The organism is Streptomyces sp. NPDC002888, assembly GCF_042888465.1.
Lineage (GTDB): Bacteria > Actinomycetota > Actinomycetes > Streptomycetales > Streptomycetaceae > Streptomyces.
Genome location: NZ_JBIAPU010000009.1, coordinates 1 through 21,217, shown reverse-complemented (window position 1 = coordinate 21,217; position 21,217 = coordinate 1). Strand labels below are relative to the sequence as shown.

Here is a 21,217-nt window from a genome sequence, read left to right as displayed (position 1 = left end):
CCCCAGTCCCCGAAGAAAAGGTTCTCCGTGTCCGTCGCTTTCATCCGCCGCATCGCTTCCCCGAAGAAGGCCCTCACGACCGCTGCCGTGGCCGCCGCCACCGCCGGTATCGCGCTGACCGCGGCTCCCGCTCACGCGGCCGCCACCGTGGACTCCGCCTCCGAGGCCAGGACGATCGCGCACAAGATGATCCCTGACGCCGCGCAGTACAACGCCTTCTCCAGGATCGTCCAGCACGAGAGCGGCTGGGACGTCAACGCCACCAACGCCTCCTCCGGCGCCTACGGCCTGGTCCAGGCCCTGCCCGGCTCCAAGATGTCCTCGGCCGGCTCCGACTGGAAGACCAACGCCAAGACCCAGATCAAGTGGGGCCTGGACTACATGAAGTCCCGCTACGGCAGCCCGGTCGGCGCCTGGAACTTCTGGCAGGCCAACGGCTGGTACTGAGCCGCCGACGGCTGGTACTGAGCCGCCGACGGCTGGTACTGAGCCGCCAACGGCTGGTACTGAGCCGCCGACGGCTGGTACTGAGCCGGGTGATTCTCACCCCACCGCACGTGAAGGCGGCGGCCCTCGATCCCCGGGGCCGCCGCCTTCACTCATGCGCTGACCCGGAGTTCCTTCACCCCGTTGATCCACGCGGAACGCAGCCGCCGCGGGTCGTCCACGAGCCGGAGTCCGGGCATGGCGTCGGCGATGGCGTTGAAGATGAGGTCGATCTCCAGGACGGCGAGGGACTTGCCGAGGCAGTAGTGCGGCCCGCCGCCACCGAAGCCCAGGTGGGGATTGGGATCGCGGGTGATGTCGAAGAGGTCCGGGTTCTCGAAGACCTCGGGATCATGGTTGGCCGAGGCGTAGAAGATCCCGACCCGGTCCCCCTTCTTGATCTTCTTCCCCCCGAGTTCGGTGTCCTGGGTCGCCGTCCGCTGGAAGGAGACCACGGGCGTCGCCCACCGCACGATCTCCTCGGCGGCGGTGGAGGGCCGCTCCCGCTTGTACAGCTCCCACTGCTCGGGGTGGGTGAGGAAGGCGTGCATCCCGTGAGTGATGGCATTGCGGGTCGTCTCGTTGCCGGCCACGGCCAGCATCAGCACGAAGAACCCGAACTCGTCGGAGCGGAGGCTCCCCTCGTCCTCGGCGACCACCAGCGTGCTGACGATGTCCTTGGCCGGGCACTGCTTGCGGTCGGCGGCCATGTTCATGGCGTACGCGATGAGTTCGGTGGCCGACTCCTGGCCGACCTCCTCGGTGATGGCGTACTCCGGGTCGTCGTACGCGATCATCTTGTTGGACCAGTCGAAGATCTTGGCCCGGTCGTCCTGGGGTATCCCGATCAGCTCGGCGATGGCTTGAAGCGGCAGCTCGCAGGCGACGGACGTGACGAAGTCGAAGGAGCCGGACTGCTCCCGCGCCGCCGCCACGATGTCCCCGGCGCGTGTCCGCAGGCGTTCCTCCAGCGCCCGGATGGCCCTCGGCGTGAAGACGCGCTGCACGATCTGCCGGACGCGCGTGTGCTCGGGCGGATCCATGTTCAGCAGGATCAGTCGCTGGGCGTCGATCGCGTCGCGCTCGATGTGCTCGTTGAAGCGGATGATCGCGGTGTTGAGGAAGGACGAGAAGATCTCCGGGTGCGTGGAGACGTACTTGACGTCCGCGTGCCGGGTCACGGCCCAGTAGCCCTCGTCCTGGAAGCCGGCCACGTTCCCCGGCTGCGGGATCCAGCGGACCGGCTCGGCCCGGCGCAGTTCGGCGAACTCCGGGTGAGGCACACGGTGGTGCAGCAGGTCGGGGTCGGTGAAGTCGAACCCGTCGGGCAGTGCTGGACAGGGCATGGGCAGCTCCAGCCATCTGACGGTCCATCAGAATATGGGTCCGGTGAAGGTAGTTCAGGACCCTGAAGCCTGCAAGACCCTTGCGGTGACGCACATCACTTCCGCAGACTGCTCCAGAGAACTAGAACACGTACTAGTTCCAGTTCCGCTCACGTTCCGGCACGTTCCGGCACGTTCGGGCACGTTCAGGCACGTTCGGAGGAAAGGACCCGCACCCATGGCCGCCGAACCCGTCATCGTCGAAGCCGTCCGCACCCCCATCGGCAAGCGCGGCGGCGCGCTCGCCAATCTGCACCCCGCCTACCTCCTGGGCGAGACCTATCGCGAACTCCTCGGCCGCACCGGCATCCCCGCCGACTGCGTCGAGCAGATCGTCGGCGGCACGGTGACCCACGCCGGCGAACAGTCCATGAACCCCGCCCGCACGGCCTGGCTCACCATGGGCCTCCCCTACGAGACAGCCGCGACCACGGTCGACGCCCAGTGCGGCTCCTCGCAGCAGGCGTCCCACATGACGGCCAACATGATCGCGGCGGGCGTCATCGACGTCGGCATCAGCTGCGGCGTCGAATCGATGTCACGCGTCCCGCTGGGCTCGGGCTCCAAGCACGGCCCGGGTAAGCCGTTCCCGGAGGAATGGAACGTCGACCTCCCCAACCAGTTCGAGGCAGCGGAACGCATCGCGCGACATCGAGGCTTGACGAGGGAGAACGTCGACGCGTTGGGTTTGACCTCCCAGGAACGGGCGGCCATCGCCTGGTCCGAGGAACGCTTCAAGCGGGAGACCTTCGCGGTCCAGGTCCCCACGACCGAGGAGGAACAGGCCTCCGGGCAGGGCATGTGGCGCCTGGTCGACCACGACGAAGGGCTCCGCGACACGACGATGGACGCGCTGACCGGCCTCAAGCCGATCATGCCGACCGCGGTGCATACGGCGGGCAACTCGTCGCAGATTTCTGATGGGGCGTCGGCGATCATGTGGGCGTCGAAGCGGATGGCGCGGGCGCTGAAGTTGAAGCCGAGGGCGCGGATTGTTGCCCAGGCGCTTGTTGGCGCCGACCCTCACTTCCACCTCGACGGGCCGATCGACGCGACGCGTGCGGTGCTGGGCAAGGCGGGGATGTCGTTGAAGGACATCGACCTGGTTGAGATCAACGAGGCGTTCGCGTCCGTTGTGTTGAGCTGGGCTCAGGTCTTCGAACAGAACCTGACGAAGGTCAACGTCAACGGCGGCGCGATCGCCCTCGGGCATCCGGTGGGGGCCACCGGAGCCCGGCTCATCACGACGGCTCTGCATGAACTGGAGCGGACGGACAAGGAGTTCGCGCTGGTGACTATGTGCGCGGGGGGCGGGTTGGCTACGGGGACGATTATTCAGCGGTTGTAGTCCAGGAGACGAAGGCCGCGAAGGTGGAGGGTGCGAGGGTGAGCACCGGCCCACTGGGGGTCTTGGAGTCGCGTACGGCTACGGTGGCGCAGGGGGCTTCGGCGATCTCTACGCAGTCGCCCCCTTGGTCGCCGCTGTATGACGACTTGCGCCAGGCCAGACCATTGAGCGGCGCGCACTCCACACACTCGCCGCCCTGATCGCCGCTGTAGCTGGACTTACGCCACGTGATCCCCGCCGGAATCCCGTTGTTCGCCATAGCGTTCCTCCATCACACGCCGGATCAAATCCGCCGAATCCCTGAGGGAGAGCGCGGCGGCCTGAAGATGATCGTAACGGAGCGAGCAGTCGCTGACGGTGTCCGGGTTCGCGGTGGGATGCCCGCTGCCATACCCCTCGGTATAGACGATGGACGGGTCCTTCTCGAACCGGTAGAGGGTGAACGAGCCTTGCAGTCCTGCGTGCGCCCCGGTCGAGAACGGCAGCACCTGGACGTTGATCCGAGGATTGCTCTCGAACGACAACAGGTGGGCCAGTTGCCCGCGCATGACCTCGGTGTCGCCGATCTCCTGACACAGCGCGGCCTCGCTGATGATCGCCCACAGCACGGGCGGCATCGCCTTCTCGAAGATGCGCTGGCGGGCGAGTCGGACGGCGGTGCGGTCGTCGAGGTCGGTTTCGTCGAGGGAGCCCAACACGGCACGCACGTACGCCTCGGTCTGGAGGAGTCCGTGGACCATGTGCGTCTGGAAGGTGGAGATCTTGACGGCCCGCGCCTCCAACTCCGCGACCTGTTGGAACCAGGCCGGAAGTTGACTACGCATCACCAGTCCGACGAGCCGGGACAGTAACCCGCCCGTCCCCAGCGCCGCGTCCACACGCTCGCTGAACTCCGGCGTCGGCAGTTTCCTCGCTGTCTCGACCTGCCCGACCAACGAACCCGTGTAGTTGACGATGTCCCCGAGTTGTCGCTGCGTCAGCCCAGCAGCTTCCCTCAGTCGACGCAACTCGAAGCCGTAGTAATCAAGCGGCGAAGCTCCCGGATCCAGGACGTTGATGTGGGTCACGTGCGGCCTCTCTAGCAACTCTGTCCACAGCAGGACGCGTTGTATCCGTGCTGTAGCCGAGAGTAGTCACGGCAGGCCAGCCTCGTCCTGTGAACGAATACTTTCCCCCCACGCTCATGGCGGCCCCACGCCCTACGCAGTACCGCATGAGCCTGACCGTCGGCGAACACTCGGCCCGGCACATCCGCCGCATCGTCCGCTCGTTCCTGGACGAGTGGGGGCTGGCGGACCTCTCCGACGCGGTGGAGCTGGCCACGACAGAGCTGATCGCCAACGTCGTACGCCACGTCCCGGACCGCCGCTGCACGTTCCTGCTCCTACGTCAGACGGAGGGAATCCGGGTCGAGGTGACGGACGGCGGCCCTGAACTCCCCTGCGCGCCAAGTGAGGTGTCGCTGGAAGCGGAGGGCGGCCGGGGACTCATGCTGCTGGACGCGGTCGTCGACAAGTGGGGCGTGTCCCCGTGGCCCTCGGCCGGCAAGACCATCTGGTTCGAGTGCGGCGCCGGGGCAGTTCCTGTGGACGCCTGCTAGCGGAGTGGCCGTTGGGTCCGCCCGCTTCTTGTCAGTGTCGTGCTTCCACGGCCCGCCTCAAGGGCGCTTCGCGTCGGCTGCGCCGATCGGCCTTCGGCCGACCCTTGACCCGGTCCGCTCCAGCACGGGTGAGAAGCGAGCGAGCGGCCCGGAAAAGCGGGTGACCGAGGTGTGCGTTCCCTTGGGCGGGCTGCGTTGCGGGCCGGGGTTGAGGGCGCGCGCTCGCGCCTCGCATGGACGCCGGGTGGACTCAGCGGCTGACGGCCGGTGGGTGGTGCGCGTCGGCGCCTCGCATGGACGCCGGGTGGGCTTGGCGGCGCGGCGGGTGGGTGGTGCGCGTCGGCGCCTCGCATGGACGCCGGGTGGACTCAGCGGCTGACGGCCGGTGGGTGGTGCGCGTCGGCGCCTCGCATGGACGCCGGGTGGGCTTGGCGGCGCGGCGGGTGGGTGAGGTCGATTGGAGGAAATGGGTCACCGGAGTGGCCGAGGCGGGGGAGGCGGGGGCCGATGGGTGGCGCAGAGCCTCCAACGCACTGCCCACCCGGCGTGACTCGACGAGTCCGCGTGGTTCACGCGGACGCGGGCGGACTTTCGTGGCTGACGGCGTCGAGTAGCAGTTTCGCGGCCACCGTCGCCCCGTCGCTGCGGATGGTGCCGGCCACGGCCCTCGCTCGTGCGCGGGTCTCGGGCGTCAGGGCTGTGGTGAGTGCGGCGGACAGGGAGTCGAAGGTCGGCGTCCGGCCGTCGTGGGCCGTGCCGATGCCCAGTTCGGCCACACGGGCGGCCCAGTACGGCTGGTCCGCGATCTGGGGGACCACCACCTGGGGCGCACCGGCCCGGGCCGCCGTCGTCGTGGTGCCCGCGCCGCCGTGGTGTACGACGGCGGCCACCCGGGGGAACAGTGCCTGCTGGTTGACCTCGCCGACCACGAAGCAGTCGTCGGCGTCGTCGATCGGGGCCAGGTCGGCCCAGCCGCGGGCGAGGAGTACGCGGCGGCCTTGCGCGCGGCTCGCTTCGGTGGCCACCCTGGCGATGTCCTTCGGGGCGTGCGAGGCGAGGCTGCCGAAGCCCACGTACACCGGTGGTTCACCGGCGTCCAGGAACGCCTCCAGCTCTTTTGGGAGCGGACGGTCGTCGGGCAGGATCCACGCCCCGGTCTGCACGACGTCCAGCTCCGTCCCGCCCTGCGACGGCCACAGCGTCGGGTCCGCCGCCAGCCACGGCCGGTCGGTGAGGACGTGGTCGCGGACGTTGTCCACCGGTGGCAGGCCGATCGCCGCGCGGTGGGTGTTGAGCGCTTCGCCGTACAACGCGTTCACCCTTTGGGCGTCCTGCTCCCACAGCACCCGGTTGTCGGTCTCGCCCTCCGGGGACGGCGTGCCCGGCCGCCTCCCGGGAGGGAAGTGCAGTGACGGCAGTCCCAGGGTGTGGAAGCACGCGAGCACGTAGCGGATGCCCAGTTTCTCGGCCACGTCCCGTGCGCCGGCCGGCATCAGGCCGGTTGCCAGCAGGGCGTCACATCCGTTGGCTGCCGCGGTGAGCGTGTCGAACCTCGCGGCGACCAGCTCGGGGGCGAGCCGGAACGCGTCTTTTGCCGTCGGTGGCTTCGTGCCGGCGACCACCGAGCGCACCGACGGGCCCAGCGGCACCAGCTCCACACCGACACGCGCCAGCAGCGCCGCGAACTCCTCGTCCGGCGGTGCGCACACCCGCACCTGCGCGCCGAGTTCCCGCAACGCCACCGCCAGTCCCGCCAGCGGTTCGACGTCTCCGCGCGACCCCCACGTCGTCAATAACACTCGCATTTCGTGACTCCCGTTTCCGCAGGTCCTGGCTTTCGGCCGCCGATTCTGCGGTACAACCGGGGTCTTGCCGCAAGCCCCCCGGTGCGCTATAGATTGATAGTGGCAAGGAGTGGGATCTCCTTGCCTTTTCCTTTTCGTCGTCCGCTGTGGGCCGTTGCGCCGGGCGTGCCGGGTCGGGTCGGGATGGTGTGCGGAGTTACCGTCGGCGCATGGACGGTGATCGTCGAGGGTGGCGTCAGTGTTTGCTCGGCGGGGCCGTGTTCGTCGTGTGCATGGCCGGCACCACGTTGCCCACTCCCCTCTACCCCCTCTATCAGGAGAAGTTCGGGTTCTCCGAGCTGACCGTCACCGTCGTGTATGCGGTGTACGCCTTCGGGGTCATCGGTGTGTTGTTGCTGGTGGGCAACGCCTCGGACGTCGTGGGGAGGCGGCCGGTGCTGCTGTGGGGTCTGGGGTTCGCGGCCGCCAGTGCCGTCTGTTTTCTGTGCGCCACCGGGCTGGGCTGGTTGTACGCGGGGCGGCTGCTGTCGGGGCTGTCCGCCGGTCTGTTCACCGGGGCCGCCACGGCGTACGTGATGGAGCTGGCGCCGTCCGGGGGCGGCTCCCGGGCCACGTTGGTCGCGACCGCCGCCAACATGGGCGGGCTTGGGTGCGGTCCTCTGCTCGCCGGGGTGCTCGCGCAGTACGCTCCCTGGCCGCTGTACCTGCCGTTCGCCGTGCACCTCGCCCTGGTGGCCTGCTCGGCCGGCGTTCTGCTGCGGCTTCCGGAGACCGTGCGAGAGCGGCGGCCGCTGAGCAGCGCGCGGCCGCGGCGGCCCGGTGTGCCCTCGCAGGTGCGGGCGGTGTTCGGGGCGGCGGCGATCGCCTCGTTCGTGGGGTTCGCGTTGTTCGGGGTGTTCACTTCGGTCAGCCCGGCGTTCCTCGCCGAGTCCCTGGACGTGCACAACCACGCCGTGAGCGGACTCGTCGTCGCGCTGGCCTTCTTCGCCTCGACCGCCGGCCAACTGGCCGTCGGCCGGGTCGGGGTGGGGCGTTCGCTGCCCCTGGGGTGCGCCGGACTCCTCGCCGGGCTCGCGCTGCTCGCGGGCGCGCTGGTGTGGGACCTGCTGGCGTTGGTGGTGCTGAGCGCGGTCGTCGGCGGGAGCGGGCAGGGGCTGTCGTTCCGCGCGGCGCTGTCCGCGGTGGCCGGGGCGTCTCCGGCGGACCGGCGCGCGGCCGTCATCTCGACGCTGTTCGTGGTGGCGTACACGGGTATCTCGGTCCCGGTGATCGGCGTGGGCGTACTGACCGGTCCGATCGGCCTGGAGGGCGCGGGGCTGGTCTTCATCGCCTGCATGGCCGTCCTGGCCTCGACCGCGGCCGTCTACCTGCTCCGGCGCCCGGTACCGGCGAGGGCCTGAGCGCTGTCCAACACCACGGGGACAGCCGCCTGTCCGGAGTGAACTCACCACCCTGATTTCACGTCTACGGAACCGTGGTCCCAGCCGAACACATACTCGTCCGGCCGACGCGCGCGGCCGAACTCCAGAGGCACCCCCTCTGGCAGCGCCACCGCTTACCCCTGCTCGCCACCCTCCCGCTGCTCCCCCTCTACGCGATCTGGTGGCTCTTCCTCGCGACCGGCGGAGGTGACCTCGCCGCACAGGAAGCCTGGGCCGGGTTCGCGTCACGGCACGGTGGGTCGGCGTACAACCTGTTCTGGTACGGCGGGATGCACACCGCCAACTACAGCCTGATATCGCCGTATCTGATGGCCGCCCTCGGTGTGCGCACCGTCACCGCCGTCTCCGGGCTCGTCGCCTCCTGGCTCGCCGCCGTGCTGATCGGTCGGGCCGGGGTCCGCAGGCCACTCGGCCCGGCTCTCCTCGCCTCGCTGGCCCTCTGGTGCGACGTGGCCTCGGGGCGTACGACCTTCGCGCTGGGCGTCGCCCTCGGGCTCGCCGCCGCCGTCCTGCTGACCGGGGAGCGGCGGCTCGTCCTGGCGGGCGCCTACTCGGCGCTGGCGACGATGGCATCGCCGGTCGCGGGGCTGTTCCTCGCCGTCGTGGGTGCGGGATTCCTCGTCGTGCGGGACTACGGGCGGGCCCTCGTCCTTCTCGTCCCCCCCGCCGTCGTGGTCGGCATGACCACGCTCCTCTTCCCGTTCGAGGGGGAACAGCCGATGCCGCCCGGCCGCATCTGGCCGCCCGTCGCCCTGGGCCTCGCCGTCACCGCGCTCGCGCCCCGTGGGTGGCGGGTGGCGCGATGGAGCGGGGCCGTGTACGCGGCCGGGACCGTGCTCGTGTATCTCATCCCCTCCCCGATAGGGACGAACGTCGAGCGGTTCGCCGAGCTCTTCGCGCCGGCCGTGCTTCTCGCCGCGTTGCTCTCCGTGCCCCGGCTGCGGCGGCTCGGCCGCAGTCTGATGGTCATGGCGCTCGTGTTCTCCGTCTGGTGGGTCGGCAACAAGACCGCGAACGACCTGAAGGCGTACAGGGTCGTTCCCGCCTACGCCGCCGACACGAATCCCGTCGTGCACGCGCTGCAGCGCCTCGGTGCGGACCGGACACGCGTGGAGGCCGTTCCGGCCCGTGACCACCGCGAGGCCGCCGCGCTCGCCCCGCACGTCAACCTCGCTCGCGGCTGGAACCGCCAGCTCGATGTGGAGCGTGCCCGTCTGTTCTACGACGGGACGTTCTCCGCGGCGACCTACCGGGCGTGGCTGGACCACTGGGCGGTCGGTTTCGTCGTCCTGCCGCGGGGGAAGCCGGACGGGTCCGCGTGGGGCGAGGCGCGGCTGGTGCGTAAGGACCGGCCGGACTGGCTGGAGCCGGTGTGGCAGGACGCGAACTGGCGGGTGTACCGGGTGCGGGACGCGGTGCCGCTGGTCTCGGCGCCGGGGACCGTCGTGGGGACGACCAGCGCCGACCTGACGCTGCGCGTCTCGCGGCCGGGTCCGGTGACCGTGCGCGTCGCCTACTCGCCCTGGCTGCGCGTCGACAACGGCTGTCTGAACAGGGAAGGCGACTTCACTCGGCTCACCGTCACCGAGCCCGGGGAGTACCGGATCAGCTCGGAGTACGGTCCTTCTTCGGTGCCGAGGTCTCACTGCTGACCTCGGCTGCCGCCGCCGTCGCGAGCCGGGCGCGGGGGCCCTGGAGGGCGTAGGTGAGGCCGAAGCCCGCGGCGACCACCGCGGCGCCGCCGGCCGCGTCGAGGATCCAGTGGTTGCCGGTCGCGACGATCGCGGTGACGGTGAAGAACGGGTGCAGCAGGCCGAGCGCCTTCATCCACCACTTCGGCGCGACGATCGCGATGACGATCCCGCACCACAGGGACCAGCCGAAGTGCAGCGACGGCATCGCCGCGTACTGGTTGGTGAGCGCGGTCAGCGTGCCGTATTCCGGCTCGGAGAAGTCCTGGACGCCGTGGACCGTGTCGATGATGCCGAGGCTCGGCATGAGGCGCGGCGGGGCCAGCGGGTAGAGCCAGAAGCCGACCAGGGCGAGGAGGGTGGCGAAGCCGAGGGCGGAGCGGGCCCAGCGGTAGTCGACCGGGCGGCGCCAGTACAGGACGCCGAGGACGGTCAGCGGGACGACGAAGTGGAACGACGCGTAGTAGAAGTCGAGGAATTCGCGGAGCCAGTCGACCTTGGCGACTGCGTGGTTGACGGCGCGCTCGATGTCGATGTGCAGGAAGCGTTCGACGTCGAGGATCTGCCGGCCGTGTTCCTCCGCCCGGACCCGGCCCTTCGAGTTGCTTCCGCCGGTCGCCGCGAGCCGCACCTTGGAGTAGGCGGCGTAGGTGACGCGGATCAGGAGGAGTTCCAGCAGGAGGTTGGGGCGGGTGAGGACCCGGCGCAGGAAGGGCACGAGGGGGACGTGCCTGAAGCGGGCCGGGACCGGTGGCGCGTACTGCGTGGGGATCGGCGCGCGGTAGTACGTCGATGTGCGGGACAGGAACGGTACGACCGTGGCGGCGGCGAGGGCGGCCAGCAGGACGACGTTGTCGCGCAGCGGGTACAGCGGCGTCATGTCCGGCAGCACCATCTTCGCCGGGAGCGTCATCACCAGGACGACGGCGACCGGCCACAGGTAGCGGTCGGAGGTGCGTCTGCCGACCCGGCCGACGACCGCGAGCAGCACCCACAGCAGCTGGTGCTGCCAGCTCGTCGGCGACACCGCGATGGCGGCGCAGCCGGTGATCGCGACGGCGAGCAGCAGCTGTCCGTCGCGGGCGTAGCGGACGGCGCGGCGCAGGCCGAGGCAGGCGACGGCGGCGCCGAGGGCGAAGAAGAGGCCGATCTCCAGGGGGCCGGTCACTCCGAGCCGGAGCAGGGTGCCGTGCAGGGACTGGTTGGCGAGGTCGTTCGCCTCGCCGCCGAGGCCGACGCCGACCATGTGGTGCACCCAATAGGTGTACGAGTCGTGCGGCATCGCCGCCCAGGCGATCGCCGTGGACGCGGCGAACGTGACGCCGGTGGAGGCGGCGGCGCGGCGGCGCCCCGTGAACCACAGCAGCGGGGTGAACAGCAGCATCGTGGGCTGCAGGGCGGCGGCGAGGCCGATGAGCACGCCGCTGGTGCGCTCCCCGCGTACGACGAAGCAGCCGAGGAGGACGAGGAGCACCGGGATGATGCTGGTCTGGCCGAGCCAGAGGGTGTTGCGCACCGGTAGCGACAGCATGAGCAGGCTGATCGCGACGGGCGCGGCCAGCAGCGCGGTGCGGCGGCTGACGGGCTGCGGCAGGGCGCGGGCGACGACCAGGCCGAGGGCGACGACCAGGAGGAGGGTGCCGAAGGTCCAGCCCCAGCCGAGGGCCTGTTCGGCCGAACGGGTGAAAGGCTTGAGAACGAGCCCCCCGAAGGGGGTACCGGTGAAACGTGTGGAGTCGTAGAGGGACCCCTTCACGTGCAGGACGCCGTTCGGACCGACCCAGGTCTCCAGGTCCGTCAGCCGTTCTCCGCGGGGTGTAGCAAGGACGACGGCCAGCTGTCGGACGGCGAGGACGGCGGCGATCAGCCACAGTCCGAGGCGAGCGGCGCGCAGGCGGGCCCTGGCCGCCCCGACGGCTGTCGCTCCGAAGGCTTTTACCGGACGCCTGCTGTGATCCGCATTCGCCACGCCTCGTCGGCCTCCCGCCCCGTTCGCCCCACGCGTCCCTCGCGAGGGATGTGATCTACGAACCCTGTGAGGCTCGTACCGCCCCAGGACAGAGACGCAGGCAACCCCCGGTTCACCTGACATCCGTTCCCCTTTTGTCCGCTAGACGATAGTCGGCGGGCGCCGAGGTTGCCTCCGCAAATTGCGAGAACGATCACGCCACGAACGGAACCGGAGCCCCCGCCATACCGTCGTAGACGCCGACCGGCCAGGTGACGAGGGGTGGAGGGGCTTCGGGGTGCTCGGGGACATGGGCGGTTCACTGCGGCGTGGGGCGCGTGGGCGCGTGTTGACGGTCGTCCTGGCGCTCCTCGCACTCCAGCTCGGCTCGCTCGTCGCACCCGCATACGCCTGCGGGTGTGGGGCGCTGGTTCCGGGGTCGCGGCAGCAGGTCTCCGTGGGCCGGGAGGTGTCCGTCGTGCGGTGGGACGGGCAGCAGGAGCAGATCGTGATGCGGCTGTCGGTCACGGGCGACGCCGACCGGGCCGCGTGGATCATGCCCGTACCGCGCCGGGCGACCGTGAAGCTCGGCGACCCGGCGCTCTTCGACGAGCTGACCGCCGCGACCGCCCCCGTGGAACGCGCCCGCTACCACTTCTGGCCGCAGGACGGCGACTGGCCGCTCACCACGGGCGACGGTGCCGGGGCGCCGCCGCCCGGCGAGAGTGCCAACGCCGCCCCGCCCCAGGTGGGCGTGGTCGGACGGCAGCGGCTCGGCCCCTTCGACGTGGCCCGGCTGACCGCCACCGACCCCGGCGCCCTGGACGGCTGGCTGCGCACCAACGGCTTCGCCTTCCCGCCCCGCCTGGAGAGCGCCCTCCAGCCGTACGTCGACCGGCGCTGGGAGTACGTGGCGGTCCGCCTCACTCCCGAGACCGCCGGTACCCCGCTGAACGGCGCCCTCGACCCGCTGCACCTCACCTTCACCGCCGACAGCCCCGTCTACCCCATGCGTCTGTCCCGGCCGGCCCGCGCTCCGCAGTCGCTGGGCCTGTACGTCCTCGCCCCGCACCGCATGGAACCGGCCTCCCGGATCGGTGGCGAGCGTCCCCGTGTCATCTTCGCCGGGCGGGTCGCCGCGACGTCGGGCACCCCGCTGGCCGAGCTGGCGGACGGCACGCCGTTCCTGACGGCCGTGGGCCAGAAGTTCCCCACCCCGGCCACGATCTCCGGCGACCACGAACTGCGCCGCGCGGCGACGGACGACTCCTACCGGCAGGTGATCTACGAGGAGCGGCTGCGGAAGGTGGGCGGGATCCCGGTCTGGCTGCTGACGGTCGGCGGCAGCCTCGCCGCGCTCGCCATCGGCCTGGTGTGGCTGACGCTGCGGCCCCGGCTGTGGGAATCGGTCCCGGCGGGAGCGCAGCAGACGCCGCCCGCTCCCCCTGGTCCGATCGGCTGAAATCGCCGCGCGGGGTACTCGGGGAGCACTTTTGGGGAGGAACCTGCGCCGGAGCATCTTCGTCAGAACAACTAGTTAGAGCATCTAACTTGTATTGGAGAGGCAGAGCGCATGAGCGACTCGCAGATCTGGGACGCCGTCGACGCGTACTTCACCGCCCACCTCACCCCGGACGACGAGGTCACCCGCGCCGCGCTGCGGGACAGCGAGGCGGCCGGCCTGCCGCAGGTCAACGTCACGGCGAACCAGGGCAAGCTGCTCCAGCTGCTCGCCCAGATCCAGGGCGCCCGCACCATTCTCGAGATCGGCACACTGGGGGGCTACAGCACCATCTGGCTGGGCCGGGCGCTCCCGGCCGACGGCCGCCTGATCTCCCTGGAGTACAACCCCAAGCACGCCGAGGTCGCCGGCCGCAACATCGCCCGGGCCGGCCTCGACAAGGTCGTCGAGGTGCGCGTCGGCGCGGCCCTGGACTCGCTGCCCCAGCTCGCCGACGAGAACCCGCCCCCGTTCGACCTGGTCTTCATCGACGCCGACAAGGCCAACAACGCCCACTACGTGCAATGGGCGCTGAAGCTCACCAGCGCGGGCAGCCTGATCGTCGTCGACAACGTCGTCCGGGGCGGCCGCGTCGCCGACGTGGACAGCAGCACCCCCGACATCCAGGGCACCCGCGCCGCGATCGAACTCATCGGCACGCACCCGCGCCTCAGCGGAACCGCGGTCCAGACGGTGGGCAGCAAGGGCTACGACGGTTTCGCCCTGGCCCGGGTGCTGGCGTAGTCCCAGCCCCGCGCAGGCGGTTACGCCTCGTGGTAGAAGCCGACGTTGACGCTGCGCGGCCCGGTGCGGTCCACGATGACGATCTCGCCGGCGCCGCCCTTCGGCAGTTGCACGGTGCCGCCGTACGCGATGGTCTGCGCGTACTCCCCGACCACCAGCCGCACCTCGGAGGACGGGTCGGGCTGCGAGCCGCGCAGCCAGGTGACCTGCCAGCCGCCCTCCGGGCCGCACAGGAACTCCAGGTGGACCCGCGAGACGAACAGCCAGTCCTCGGGCGTCGCGAGACGGCACACGGACTTGTCCCGGCCCACCCGGAGCACGGCACCCGGGTCGCTGGGCGCGTCGGCCATGAGCATGCCGGCCGTGGCGCCCGCGTCCGTCCCGGACACGGTGGCCATGGTGAGTTCGAGCACGTGCGCTCCTTCTGAAGTGTGCCTGGTGCACTGTCCTGCTGAACTGTGCGTGCGAGCGGCCTGGTTGGCGACCGCCGCCGCATGATAAATCGCCCGTGGGCACCGCGTCCGGCACAATGGAGTCATGACCGAGCGAAAGCCACCGGGCGTACCGTTCGAGTCCTGGGTCGACAAACAGATCCGAGACGCGGAAGCTCGCGGTGAGTTCGACCGACTCCCCGGCGCGGGCAAACCGTTGCCGCCGGGAACGGACACGACGTACGACGAACTGTGGTGGATCCGGCGCAAGATGGCCCGCGAGGGTCTGTCGGTCCTGCCGCCCGCCCTCGCCCTGCGCAAGGAGGCCGAGGACACGCTCGTAGCGGCCCTCGCGGCGCCCTCGGAGCGGATCGTGCGGAAGCTGATCGACGACGTCAACGTCAAGATCCGCGAGATGATGTTCAAACCGCCGCCCGGCCCCCCGCTGGGCAAGAAGCCGTACGACGTCGAGGACGTCGTACGGCAGTGGCGGGAGCGCCGGACGGCGGTGGATGTGCAGGCAGACTCGGATGCTTCAGACGCGTAGGAGTCGTTCCGCCAGCTCGCGGTAGTCGCGCAGGGCCAAGCGGAGTTGCTCGGTGTCGGTGGACGTCGCGGGCCTGTCCTCGCCGCCCTCCGTGGACTGCCACGCCCCGCGCAGGGTGCGGCGACGGCGCGTCACGGCCTCCGTGAAGCGCGAGGCGACCTCCTCCAGCACGTGGTCGGCCTCCTCCACGGCGGACCGTGGCTCGTCCACGAACCCGGACACGGCGTGGTGCAGTTGCAGCGCGAGCTTGTCGGCCTCGTCGTGCGAGAGCAGCCGGGCTCCTTCGTCCGACGCGACCGAAGCGGCGCCGGCGGGGGCCTTCCGACTCGGCCCGGTGGCCCCGAGGGCGCCTTCCCGGGGGACGTCCTGGGCGTCATCCCGGCCGACCGTGGTCTCCCCGTCGAGCGCACGGCCCGTCTGCCGGCTCCCGCTCACCGGCTTCCCGCCGATGGGCGTGCCGTGTTCCTCGGGGATCCCCTGGCCTCCGGCGCGGGGCGCGCCCGCGGTGGGAACGTCCTCCGCTCCCGCGCCGAGCCCGCCGTGCGTGCCCCGGGCCGGTGTGCGTCGCTTGCCTTCGTCGGATGTCACGTCCGCCATCTCGCTCACCCCTTGCTCGTCTGGTGTCGGTGGAACGACGGCAGGTGACCGCGGCCGCCGGCACGGGCCTTGCTGTGGTGGTCGTGGGTCGCGCGGTGGCGGCCGGAGTCGCGGCGCACCGGGCCCATCAGGTCCTCGAACAGGTCACGGGCCTCGACCAGCGCCTCGCGCAGCTCCTCCGTGCCCGGGGTCCGGCCGTCCTGCTCACTGCCCGCGCGCCCACGCACGACGCTGTGGACGCGCCGGTAGCCGTGCACGTGGTGCCCGTGGTGCACCGAGAGCGCGGCGACCTGCTCCTCGTACCGCCCGCCGTCGGGGAAGCCCCGCGCTCCGGCCAGCTCGGAGAGCAGCTGTTCCGCCTCGGCCACCGCTTCCCGCGGCGAGTCGACGAACCGCTCCTGCGTGTCCGTCCAGCGGGCCTCGAACCGTTCCCGCTCCGTCGGCTCCAGCGGCCGCTCGCGCAGTCCGCCGTGCCGCTCCACGAGTGCGCCGAGTTCCCGCTCGGCGGCCTTGGTGTCTCCGTCGTGCCTGGCCACGGCACGGTCGTACTCGGGCCCGAAGCGCCGCTTCAGGCTCCCTCCGCCCCGCGCTCCTCGGCCCCGCAGGGTCAGGGCGGCCGCCACTGCGACGACGGCCGCCACGATCACGATCAGAGCGATGATCACGCCTGTGGACATGGTTGCCTTCCGGTGTATGGCCCAGTGGGCCGGGTTTCCCGTCGAGTTGCCCGGAAGGCACCTCCCAAACGGCGGCTACAGGCCACCGGCCCCCGCCTGAAACCGGTGTGACGGGCGTGTCGATTCGGCGGCGCCCCGATCGACGTCAGGGTGAGAGGACGCGAAGACGTGAAGACACGAAGCGTCAAGACGTCGAGGACACCGCAGGATTCGAGGAGGTCGTCATGGGTGAGGTCATCGCACGGCTGGCCATGTCACTGGACGGGTATGTCGCAGGCCCGGAGTCGGGCCGCGAGCACCCCCTGGGCATCGGCGGGGAACGCCTGCACCAGTGGGTGTACGGGCTGCGCACGTTCCGCCGGATGCAGGGGATGGAGGGCGGGACGGGCGGCCCCGACGACGAGCTGATCGGGGATTGGGCGGAGCGGCCGGGCGCGGTGGTGATGGGGCACGGCATGTACATCACCGGCGAGATCCCCTGGGGCGACAACCCGCCCTTCCACACGCCGGTCTACGTCGTCACCCACCACCCCCACGAGCCGCTGGTGAAGGAGGGCGGCACCACCTTCCACTTCGTCACCCAGGGTCCCGGGCGCGCTCTGGAGCTGGCCCGCGAGGCGGCCGGGGACAAGGACGTGTCGCTGGCGGGAGGCGCCGACCTGGTGCAGCAGTTCATCCGCGCCGGATGGCTGGACGAGCTCCTCCTGCACGTCGTACCGGTCCTCGCCTGCGGCGGCCGTCGGCTCTTCGACGGCCTCGGCGACCAGCACATCGAGTGGGAGAAGACCCAGGTCGTGGACTCACCGGAGGTCACACATATTCGGTTGCGCGCGGTACCCGCCGCCTCCCGAGAATGACCGACATGACCTCCTGGACCGTAGCCCCCGAACCCTTCGACTCCCCCGCCGCCGCAGCACTCTGGCGGGCGTACTACACGGAGGTCAGCGACCGCTGGTATCTGCTGCACGAGGGGCGCAGGACCGACCCGGACGAGCTGGAGCGGGAGATCGCCGCCCACACCGGCGCCGACCTCGCCCCGCCCGGCGGACGACTGCTGGTCGGGCGGTACGAGGGTGAGCCGGCCGGCAGCGCGGGCGTACGGCTCCTCGACGCGACGACCGCCGAGCTCACGCGTGTGTTCCTGCTGCCCGGGGCCCGCGGAAAGGGCGGCGCGGCGCTGCTCGTCGCCGTCGCCGAGGACGCCGCCCGCGAGCTCGGCGCCGGGCGGATCGTCCTCGACACCCGCGGCGACCTCGTGGAGGCCCGCGCGCTGTACGCCCGACTCGGCTACACGGAGACCGAGCCGCACAACGACGACCAGTACGCCGAGCACTGGTTCAGCAAGAGGCTGGGTGCACCGGTCGGATAGGGCACTCAGCCCCGGCGCACCACCGGCCGGTCGTCGTGCGGCTGTTCCCGGTCCGAGCCGCACAGCTCCTCGTTCAACTCCTTGACGAGCTGCACCAGGTCGGTGGGCCGGTCCGGTCCCCACCAGTCGCCGAGCAACTCGGCCAGGGACTCCTCCCTGGCCGCCGCCAGCCGCTCGGCGACCTCGCGGCCCTCGTCGGTCAGCACGAGGTCGGCGCCGGCGCGTACGGCGAGCCGACGCTCCTCGATCTGCCGGGCGCCCTCGATGATCACGCCCAGCGGTACGGGGCTGCGGTCGGCGAGCACGGCAGGCTCCACCCCGCCGTACCTCTTGATCCGCAGCAGCAGCCAGCTCGACGCCGGGAGCAGGTCGTACCCGGCCCGCGCGGTGATCTTCCGGTAGACCTCGCGGCGGCCCTCCCGGGTGCCGAGGGCGGACAGCGCGCGGCACACCTCGTCGTACGACGACCGCTCGACCGGGTTGCTGGCCAGCGTCTCGCTCACGTCGGGGGCGGTGACCGAGCCGCGCAGCGGCTCCTCCTTCAGGAACCAGGCCAGGACGAAGCCGAGGAGGGCGACCGGGGCTGCATACAGGAAGACGTCGGTGATGGCGGACGCGTACGCGTGCAGGGCCTCCGGGCGCAGGGCGGCCGGCAGGGCGGAGATGCCGCGTGGGTCGGCCTGCAGGGAGTCCGCCGAGACACCGGGCGGGAGCTGGGCGCCCCGGAAGGCGTCGGTGAGCTTGTCGCCCAGGCGGCTCGCGAAGACCGTACCGAAGATGGCCACGCCGAAGGAGGCGCCGATGGAGCGGAAGAAGGTCGCGCCGGAGGTGGCGACGCCCAGATCCTCGTACGAGACGGCGTTCTGCACGATCAGCACGAGGACCTGCATGACGAGGCCGAGGCCGAGGCCGAAGACGAAGAAACAGGCGCTCATCTCGGCGGTGGAGCTGCCCTCGTCGAGCCGGTGGAGCAGCAGCAGCCCGAGCGCGGTCACGCCCGTGCCGACGATCGGGAACACCTTCCAGCGCCCGGTGCGGCTGACGATCTGCCCGGAGCCGGTGGACGACAGCAGCATGCCGAGCACCATCGGCAGCATGTGCACGCCCGACATGGTCGGGGAGACGCCCTGGACGACCTGGAGGAACGTCGGCAGGTAGGTCATCGCGCCGAACATCGCGAAGCCGACGATGAAGCTGATGACGGCCGACAGGGTGAAGGTGCGGATGCGGAACAGCTTCAGCGGCAGGACCGGCTCGGCGGCCCGCCGCTCCACGAACACGAACACGGCGGCCAGTACGACACCGAGGACCGCCAGCCCGACGATCTGCGCGGACCCCCAGTCCCACGTCGTGCCGCCGAGGGAGGCGACCAGGACCAGGCAGGTGGCCACGGACGCAATGAGGATGGTGCCGAGGTAGTCGATGACGTGCCGGGTCGCCCGGTGCGGGATGTGCAGGGCCGTCGCGATCACGGCGAGGGCGACGACACCGATCGGCAGGTTGACGTAGAACACCCAGCGCCAGCTCAGATGTTGGGTGAACAGCCCGCCCAGCAGCGGTCCGAGCACGCTGGTGGCGCCGAAGACGGCCCCGAACAGCCCCTGGTACCGCCCGCGTTCACGCGGCGCGACGATGTCCCCCACGATCGCCATGGACAGCACCATCAGCCCGCCACCGCCGAGCCCTTGAACGGCCCGGAAGGCGATGAGCTGGGTCATGTCCTGTGCGGCCCCGCACAGTGCGGAGCCAACGAGAAAGAGCACGATCGCGATCTGGAACAGCCGCTTCCGACCGTACTGGTCACCGAGCTTTCCCCACAGCGGGGTCGCGGCCGTCGAGGCCAGCATGTACGCCGTGACCACCCAGGACAGGTGCTCCATACCGCCGAGTTCGCTGACGATCGTGGGCAACGCTGTCGACACGATGGTCTGGTCGAGTGCGGCGAGCAGCATCCCGAGGAGCAGGGCGCCGATCGACACGAGGACGTTGCCCGGCACGTGCCGCTCCGCCTCTCCCGTCCGGGCGTGCGTGTCCAGGGCCATGAAGACCTCCCGAAGCTCTCGTGACACCTTCCATCGTGAACGGTGTGACCAGTTATGGCCCGTTGAGTCCTGTTGGAAGGCCACATTCCGGGGGTCGATCGCGGGTGCGTGTGTGGAGGATCTGCATAATCTCTGGAGCTCGCATGGGGAAGGACCGAACACGTGGACGAGTCGAACGGCCATCAGTGCCCGCAGTGCGGGGCGCTCCGGGCACGGGACAACACCCCGTCGTGCGCCTGCACCCAGCGCGCGTCCGAAGCCCTGCGCGACGCGCGCACGGCGGAGGCGGCCGCGGCGGAGGACTTCGATCCGTTGCGGATACGGCCATACGTGGAGATCGAGGGGGAGGCGGCGCGCAAGGGCCCCGAGGAGGGGCAGGGGCAGGTAGAGGGCCAGGGTCCTGCGGAGGGGCAGGGTCGCGAGGACGGCCAGGGCCGCGAGGAGAGGCAGGCTCCGCCCGCTCCTGACGCGACGATGCCGTTGCGCGCGGTGGCAGCCGAGCAGCACGGGCCGGCGGAGGCGACCGCGGCGCTCCCCACCCCCCTGGCACCCCCGGCCGGCGCTCCCAGCGCGATGGACCTGAGCCTGTTCGAGAGCGCCCCGGGGGCGCCGGTCGCTGAGGAGGTCTCGTACGTCTCGGACGCCGCGGGCGCCTCGGGCAACCCGTACGTCGAAGCCGACGACAGACCGCGCCGTCACCGCCGCACGGTCCTTCTCGGGGCCACGGCGGCGGTCGTGGCGGTGGTGGCGGCGGCCGGGTTCGCGAGCGGCCTGTTCTCCTACGAGACGCCGTCGAGGGACGGTTCGGCATCCAAGGACGTACGAGCGGCAGTACCGGCCCCGTCGACGAGCGCCGCCTCCACACCTCCGACGTCGGCGCCGCCCAAGGCGTCCCCCACCCCGACACCCACGACCACGCCCTCGTCGGCCAGTCCGACCGCATCACCCTCCCGGTCGGCGTCGAGCGCGCCCCCTTCCGCCTCACCGTCGACCGAACCGGCCCCGACCACACCGGCCGCCGACGCGACCACCCCCCTCAAGCCCGAGGACAACGCGAGCCGCCAGAGCGCCCCCGACAGCGACAGCGACGCCGACAACGTCGCCCTACGCCACGGCGACCGCGGCGCGGAAGTGACGGAACTCCAGCAGCGGCTGGGCCAGTTGTTCCTCTACAACGACGACATCGACGGCAAGTACAGCACCCAGGTCGAGGACGCCGTACGCAACTACCAGTGGTCCCGCGGCATCCAGGACGACGAACTGGGCGTGTACGGACCGACGACACGAAAGGCCCTGGAGTCGGAGACGAAGGAGCCGTAAGGCCGTAAGGCCGGAAGCCCGCGCCCCGGTCCCTCGCCGTCGGCCAACGGCCCGAACATCGAACATGCGGCCGGTGCGGGCGTACGGCGTCCACAACGCCACCCCGGCCACGCGAGCCGACCTGACGGCGGAGTGGACGATCCCGAGATGACGCAGGGTGCTGTTCAGACGGTGAGGGTCTGGTGCGACCGTCGGGGCCGGCTGCCGTGAACCCCTGCCGATGAAGTGGCCGTTGGGTCCGCCCGCTTCTTGTCAGTGTCGTGCTTCCGCGGCCCGCCTCAAGG

20 protein-coding genes are annotated in these 21,217 nt (G+C 70.8%); 11 read left to right on the top strand and 9 right to left on the bottom strand.

Going from position 1 to position 21,217, the window contains the following annotated elements; translation table 11 throughout:
* The first annotated feature begins 27 nt into the window (after positions 1 to 27).
* Positions 28 to 447, top strand: coding sequence for a transglycosylase SLT domain-containing protein (locus ACFYWX_RS16430; RefSeq protein WP_389424707.1), 420 nt, complete (start codon positions 28 to 30; stop codon positions 445 to 447).
* Between the two features lie 152 nt (positions 448 to 599).
* Here ACFYWX_RS16430 and ACFYWX_RS16425 read toward each other — a convergent pair whose 3' ends face one another.
* Positions 600 to 1,832 (bottom strand): cytochrome P450, encoded by a 1,233-nt coding sequence (locus ACFYWX_RS16425; protein ID WP_389424706.1) that lies wholly within the window; start codon positions 1,830 to 1,832, stop codon positions 600 to 602.
* A gap of 217 nt (positions 1,833 to 2,049) precedes the next feature.
* Between ACFYWX_RS16425 and ACFYWX_RS16420 the strand changes: the two genes are divergently transcribed.
* The gene (locus tag ACFYWX_RS16420) at positions 2,050 to 3,219 is read left to right on the top strand and encodes a steroid 3-ketoacyl-CoA thiolase (RefSeq protein ID WP_389424705.1); all 1,170 of its coding nucleotides are present in this window, start codon (positions 2,050 to 2,052) and stop codon (positions 3,217 to 3,219) included.
* Here the strand turns inward: ACFYWX_RS16420 and ACFYWX_RS16415 are convergent.
* The gene (locus ACFYWX_RS16415) at positions 3,203 to 3,478 is read right to left on the bottom strand and encodes a DUF397 domain-containing protein (RefSeq protein WP_389424704.1); all 276 of its coding nucleotides are present in this window, start codon (positions 3,476 to 3,478) and stop codon (positions 3,203 to 3,205) included. The genes ACFYWX_RS16420 and ACFYWX_RS16415 overlap by 17 nt on opposite strands.
* Positions 3,438 to 4,286 carry a helix-turn-helix domain-containing protein gene (locus ACFYWX_RS16410; RefSeq protein WP_389424703.1) on the bottom strand — a complete coding sequence of 283 codons (849 nt, stop codon included), beginning with the start codon at positions 4,284 to 4,286 and terminating at the stop codon, positions 3,438 to 3,440. The genes ACFYWX_RS16415 and ACFYWX_RS16410 overlap by 41 nt, the downstream gene beginning before the upstream one ends.
* Positions 4,287 to 4,432: 146 nt before the next feature.
* Between ACFYWX_RS16410 and ACFYWX_RS16405 the strand changes: the two genes are divergently transcribed.
* Positions 4,433 to 4,819: an ATP-binding protein gene (locus ACFYWX_RS16405; RefSeq protein ID WP_389424702.1), complete on the top strand. Its 387-nt coding sequence runs from the start codon at positions 4,433 to 4,435 to the stop codon at positions 4,817 to 4,819.
* Positions 4,820 to 5,388: 569 nt separating this feature from the next.
* Here ACFYWX_RS16405 and ACFYWX_RS16400 read toward each other — a convergent pair.
* A complete protein-coding gene (locus ACFYWX_RS16400; RefSeq protein ID WP_389424701.1) occupies positions 5,389 to 6,624 on the bottom strand; it encodes a glycosyltransferase in 1,236 nt (411 codons plus the stop codon).
* Between the two features lie 209 nt (positions 6,625 to 6,833).
* On the opposite strand from ACFYWX_RS16400, the gene ACFYWX_RS16395 reads away from it, so the two are divergent.
* Both ACFYWX_RS16395 and ACFYWX_RS16390 read left to right on the top strand, forming a co-directional pair.
* Positions 6,834 to 8,024 carry an MFS transporter gene (locus ACFYWX_RS16395; RefSeq protein ID WP_389424700.1) on the top strand — a complete coding sequence of 397 codons (1,191 nt, stop codon included), beginning with the start codon at positions 6,834 to 6,836 and terminating at the stop codon, positions 8,022 to 8,024.
* A 74-nt stretch (positions 8,025 to 8,098) separates the two neighbouring features.
* A complete protein-coding gene (locus ACFYWX_RS16390) occupies positions 8,099 to 9,718 on the top strand; it encodes a hypothetical protein (protein WP_389424699.1) in 1,620 nt (539 codons plus the stop codon).
* On the opposite strand, the gene ACFYWX_RS16385 is transcribed toward ACFYWX_RS16390, so the two are convergent.
* Entirely contained in the window at positions 9,672 to 11,726 is a 2,055-nt protein-coding gene (locus ACFYWX_RS16385; protein WP_389424698.1) for a bifunctional glycosyltransferase 87/phosphatase PAP2 family protein, read from the bottom strand. The genes ACFYWX_RS16390 and ACFYWX_RS16385 overlap by 47 nt on opposite strands.
* Before the next feature lie 289 nt (positions 11,727 to 12,015).
* Between ACFYWX_RS16385 and ACFYWX_RS16380 the strand changes: the two genes are divergently transcribed.
* Together ACFYWX_RS16380 and ACFYWX_RS16375 are read left to right on the top strand one after the other, a co-directional pair.
* Complete coding sequence (locus ACFYWX_RS16380) at positions 12,016 to 13,167, top strand: DUF2330 domain-containing protein (RefSeq protein WP_389424697.1); 1,152 nt, start codon at positions 12,016 to 12,018, stop codon at positions 13,165 to 13,167.
* A gap of 111 nt (positions 13,168 to 13,278) precedes the next feature.
* Positions 13,279 to 13,950 carry an O-methyltransferase gene (locus tag ACFYWX_RS16375; protein WP_389424696.1) on the top strand — a complete coding sequence of 224 codons (672 nt, stop codon included), beginning with the start codon at positions 13,279 to 13,281 and terminating at the stop codon, positions 13,948 to 13,950.
* A gap of 20 nt (positions 13,951 to 13,970) precedes the next feature.
* Here ACFYWX_RS16375 and ACFYWX_RS16370 read toward each other — a convergent pair whose 3' ends face one another.
* On the bottom strand, positions 13,971 to 14,363 hold the full coding sequence (locus tag ACFYWX_RS16370; RefSeq protein WP_389424695.1) for a hypothetical protein: 393 nt from the start codon (positions 14,361 to 14,363) through the stop codon (positions 13,971 to 13,973).
* 124 nt (positions 14,364 to 14,487) lie between these two features.
* On the opposite strand from ACFYWX_RS16370, the gene ACFYWX_RS16365 reads away from it, so the two are divergent.
* Positions 14,488 to 14,928, top strand: coding sequence for a DUF1992 domain-containing protein (locus ACFYWX_RS16365; protein ID WP_389424694.1), 441 nt, complete (start codon positions 14,488 to 14,490; stop codon positions 14,926 to 14,928).
* Here ACFYWX_RS16365 and ACFYWX_RS16360 read toward each other — a convergent pair.
* Positions 14,917 to 15,525: a hypothetical protein gene (locus tag ACFYWX_RS16360; protein ID WP_389424693.1), complete on the bottom strand. Its 609-nt coding sequence runs from the start codon at positions 15,523 to 15,525 to the stop codon at positions 14,917 to 14,919. The genes ACFYWX_RS16365 and ACFYWX_RS16360 overlap by 12 nt on opposite strands.
* Positions 15,526 to 15,530: 5 nt before the next feature.
* Positions 15,531 to 16,202 carry a hypothetical protein gene (locus ACFYWX_RS16355; protein ID WP_389424692.1) on the bottom strand — a complete coding sequence of 224 codons (672 nt, stop codon included), beginning with the start codon at positions 16,200 to 16,202 and terminating at the stop codon, positions 15,531 to 15,533.
* Positions 16,203 to 16,426: 224 nt separating this feature from the next.
* On the opposite strand from ACFYWX_RS16355, the gene ACFYWX_RS16350 reads away from it, so the two are divergent.
* Together ACFYWX_RS16350 and ACFYWX_RS16345 are read left to right on the top strand one after the other, a co-directional pair.
* The gene (locus ACFYWX_RS16350) at positions 16,427 to 17,059 is read left to right on the top strand and encodes a dihydrofolate reductase family protein (protein ID WP_389424691.1); all 633 of its coding nucleotides are present in this window, start codon (positions 16,427 to 16,429) and stop codon (positions 17,057 to 17,059) included.
* Complete coding sequence (locus ACFYWX_RS16345; protein ID WP_389424690.1) at positions 17,056 to 17,571, top strand: GNAT family N-acetyltransferase; 516 nt, start codon at positions 17,056 to 17,058, stop codon at positions 17,569 to 17,571. Before ACFYWX_RS16350 ends, ACFYWX_RS16345 begins: the two co-directional genes overlap by 4 nt.
* 5 nt (positions 17,572 to 17,576) lie before the next feature.
* Here ACFYWX_RS16345 and ACFYWX_RS16340 read toward each other — a convergent pair whose 3' ends face one another.
* Positions 17,577 to 19,613 (bottom strand): DHA2 family efflux MFS transporter permease subunit, encoded by a 2,037-nt coding sequence (locus tag ACFYWX_RS16340; protein WP_389424689.1) that lies wholly within the window; start codon positions 19,611 to 19,613, stop codon positions 17,577 to 17,579.
* 162 nt (positions 19,614 to 19,775) lie between these two features.
* Between ACFYWX_RS16340 and ACFYWX_RS16335 the strand changes: the two genes are divergently transcribed.
* Positions 19,776 to 20,933 (top strand): peptidoglycan-binding protein, encoded by a 1,158-nt coding sequence (locus tag ACFYWX_RS16335; RefSeq protein WP_389424688.1) that lies wholly within the window; start codon positions 19,776 to 19,778, stop codon positions 20,931 to 20,933.
* Positions 20,934 to 21,217: the final 284 nt, after the last annotated feature.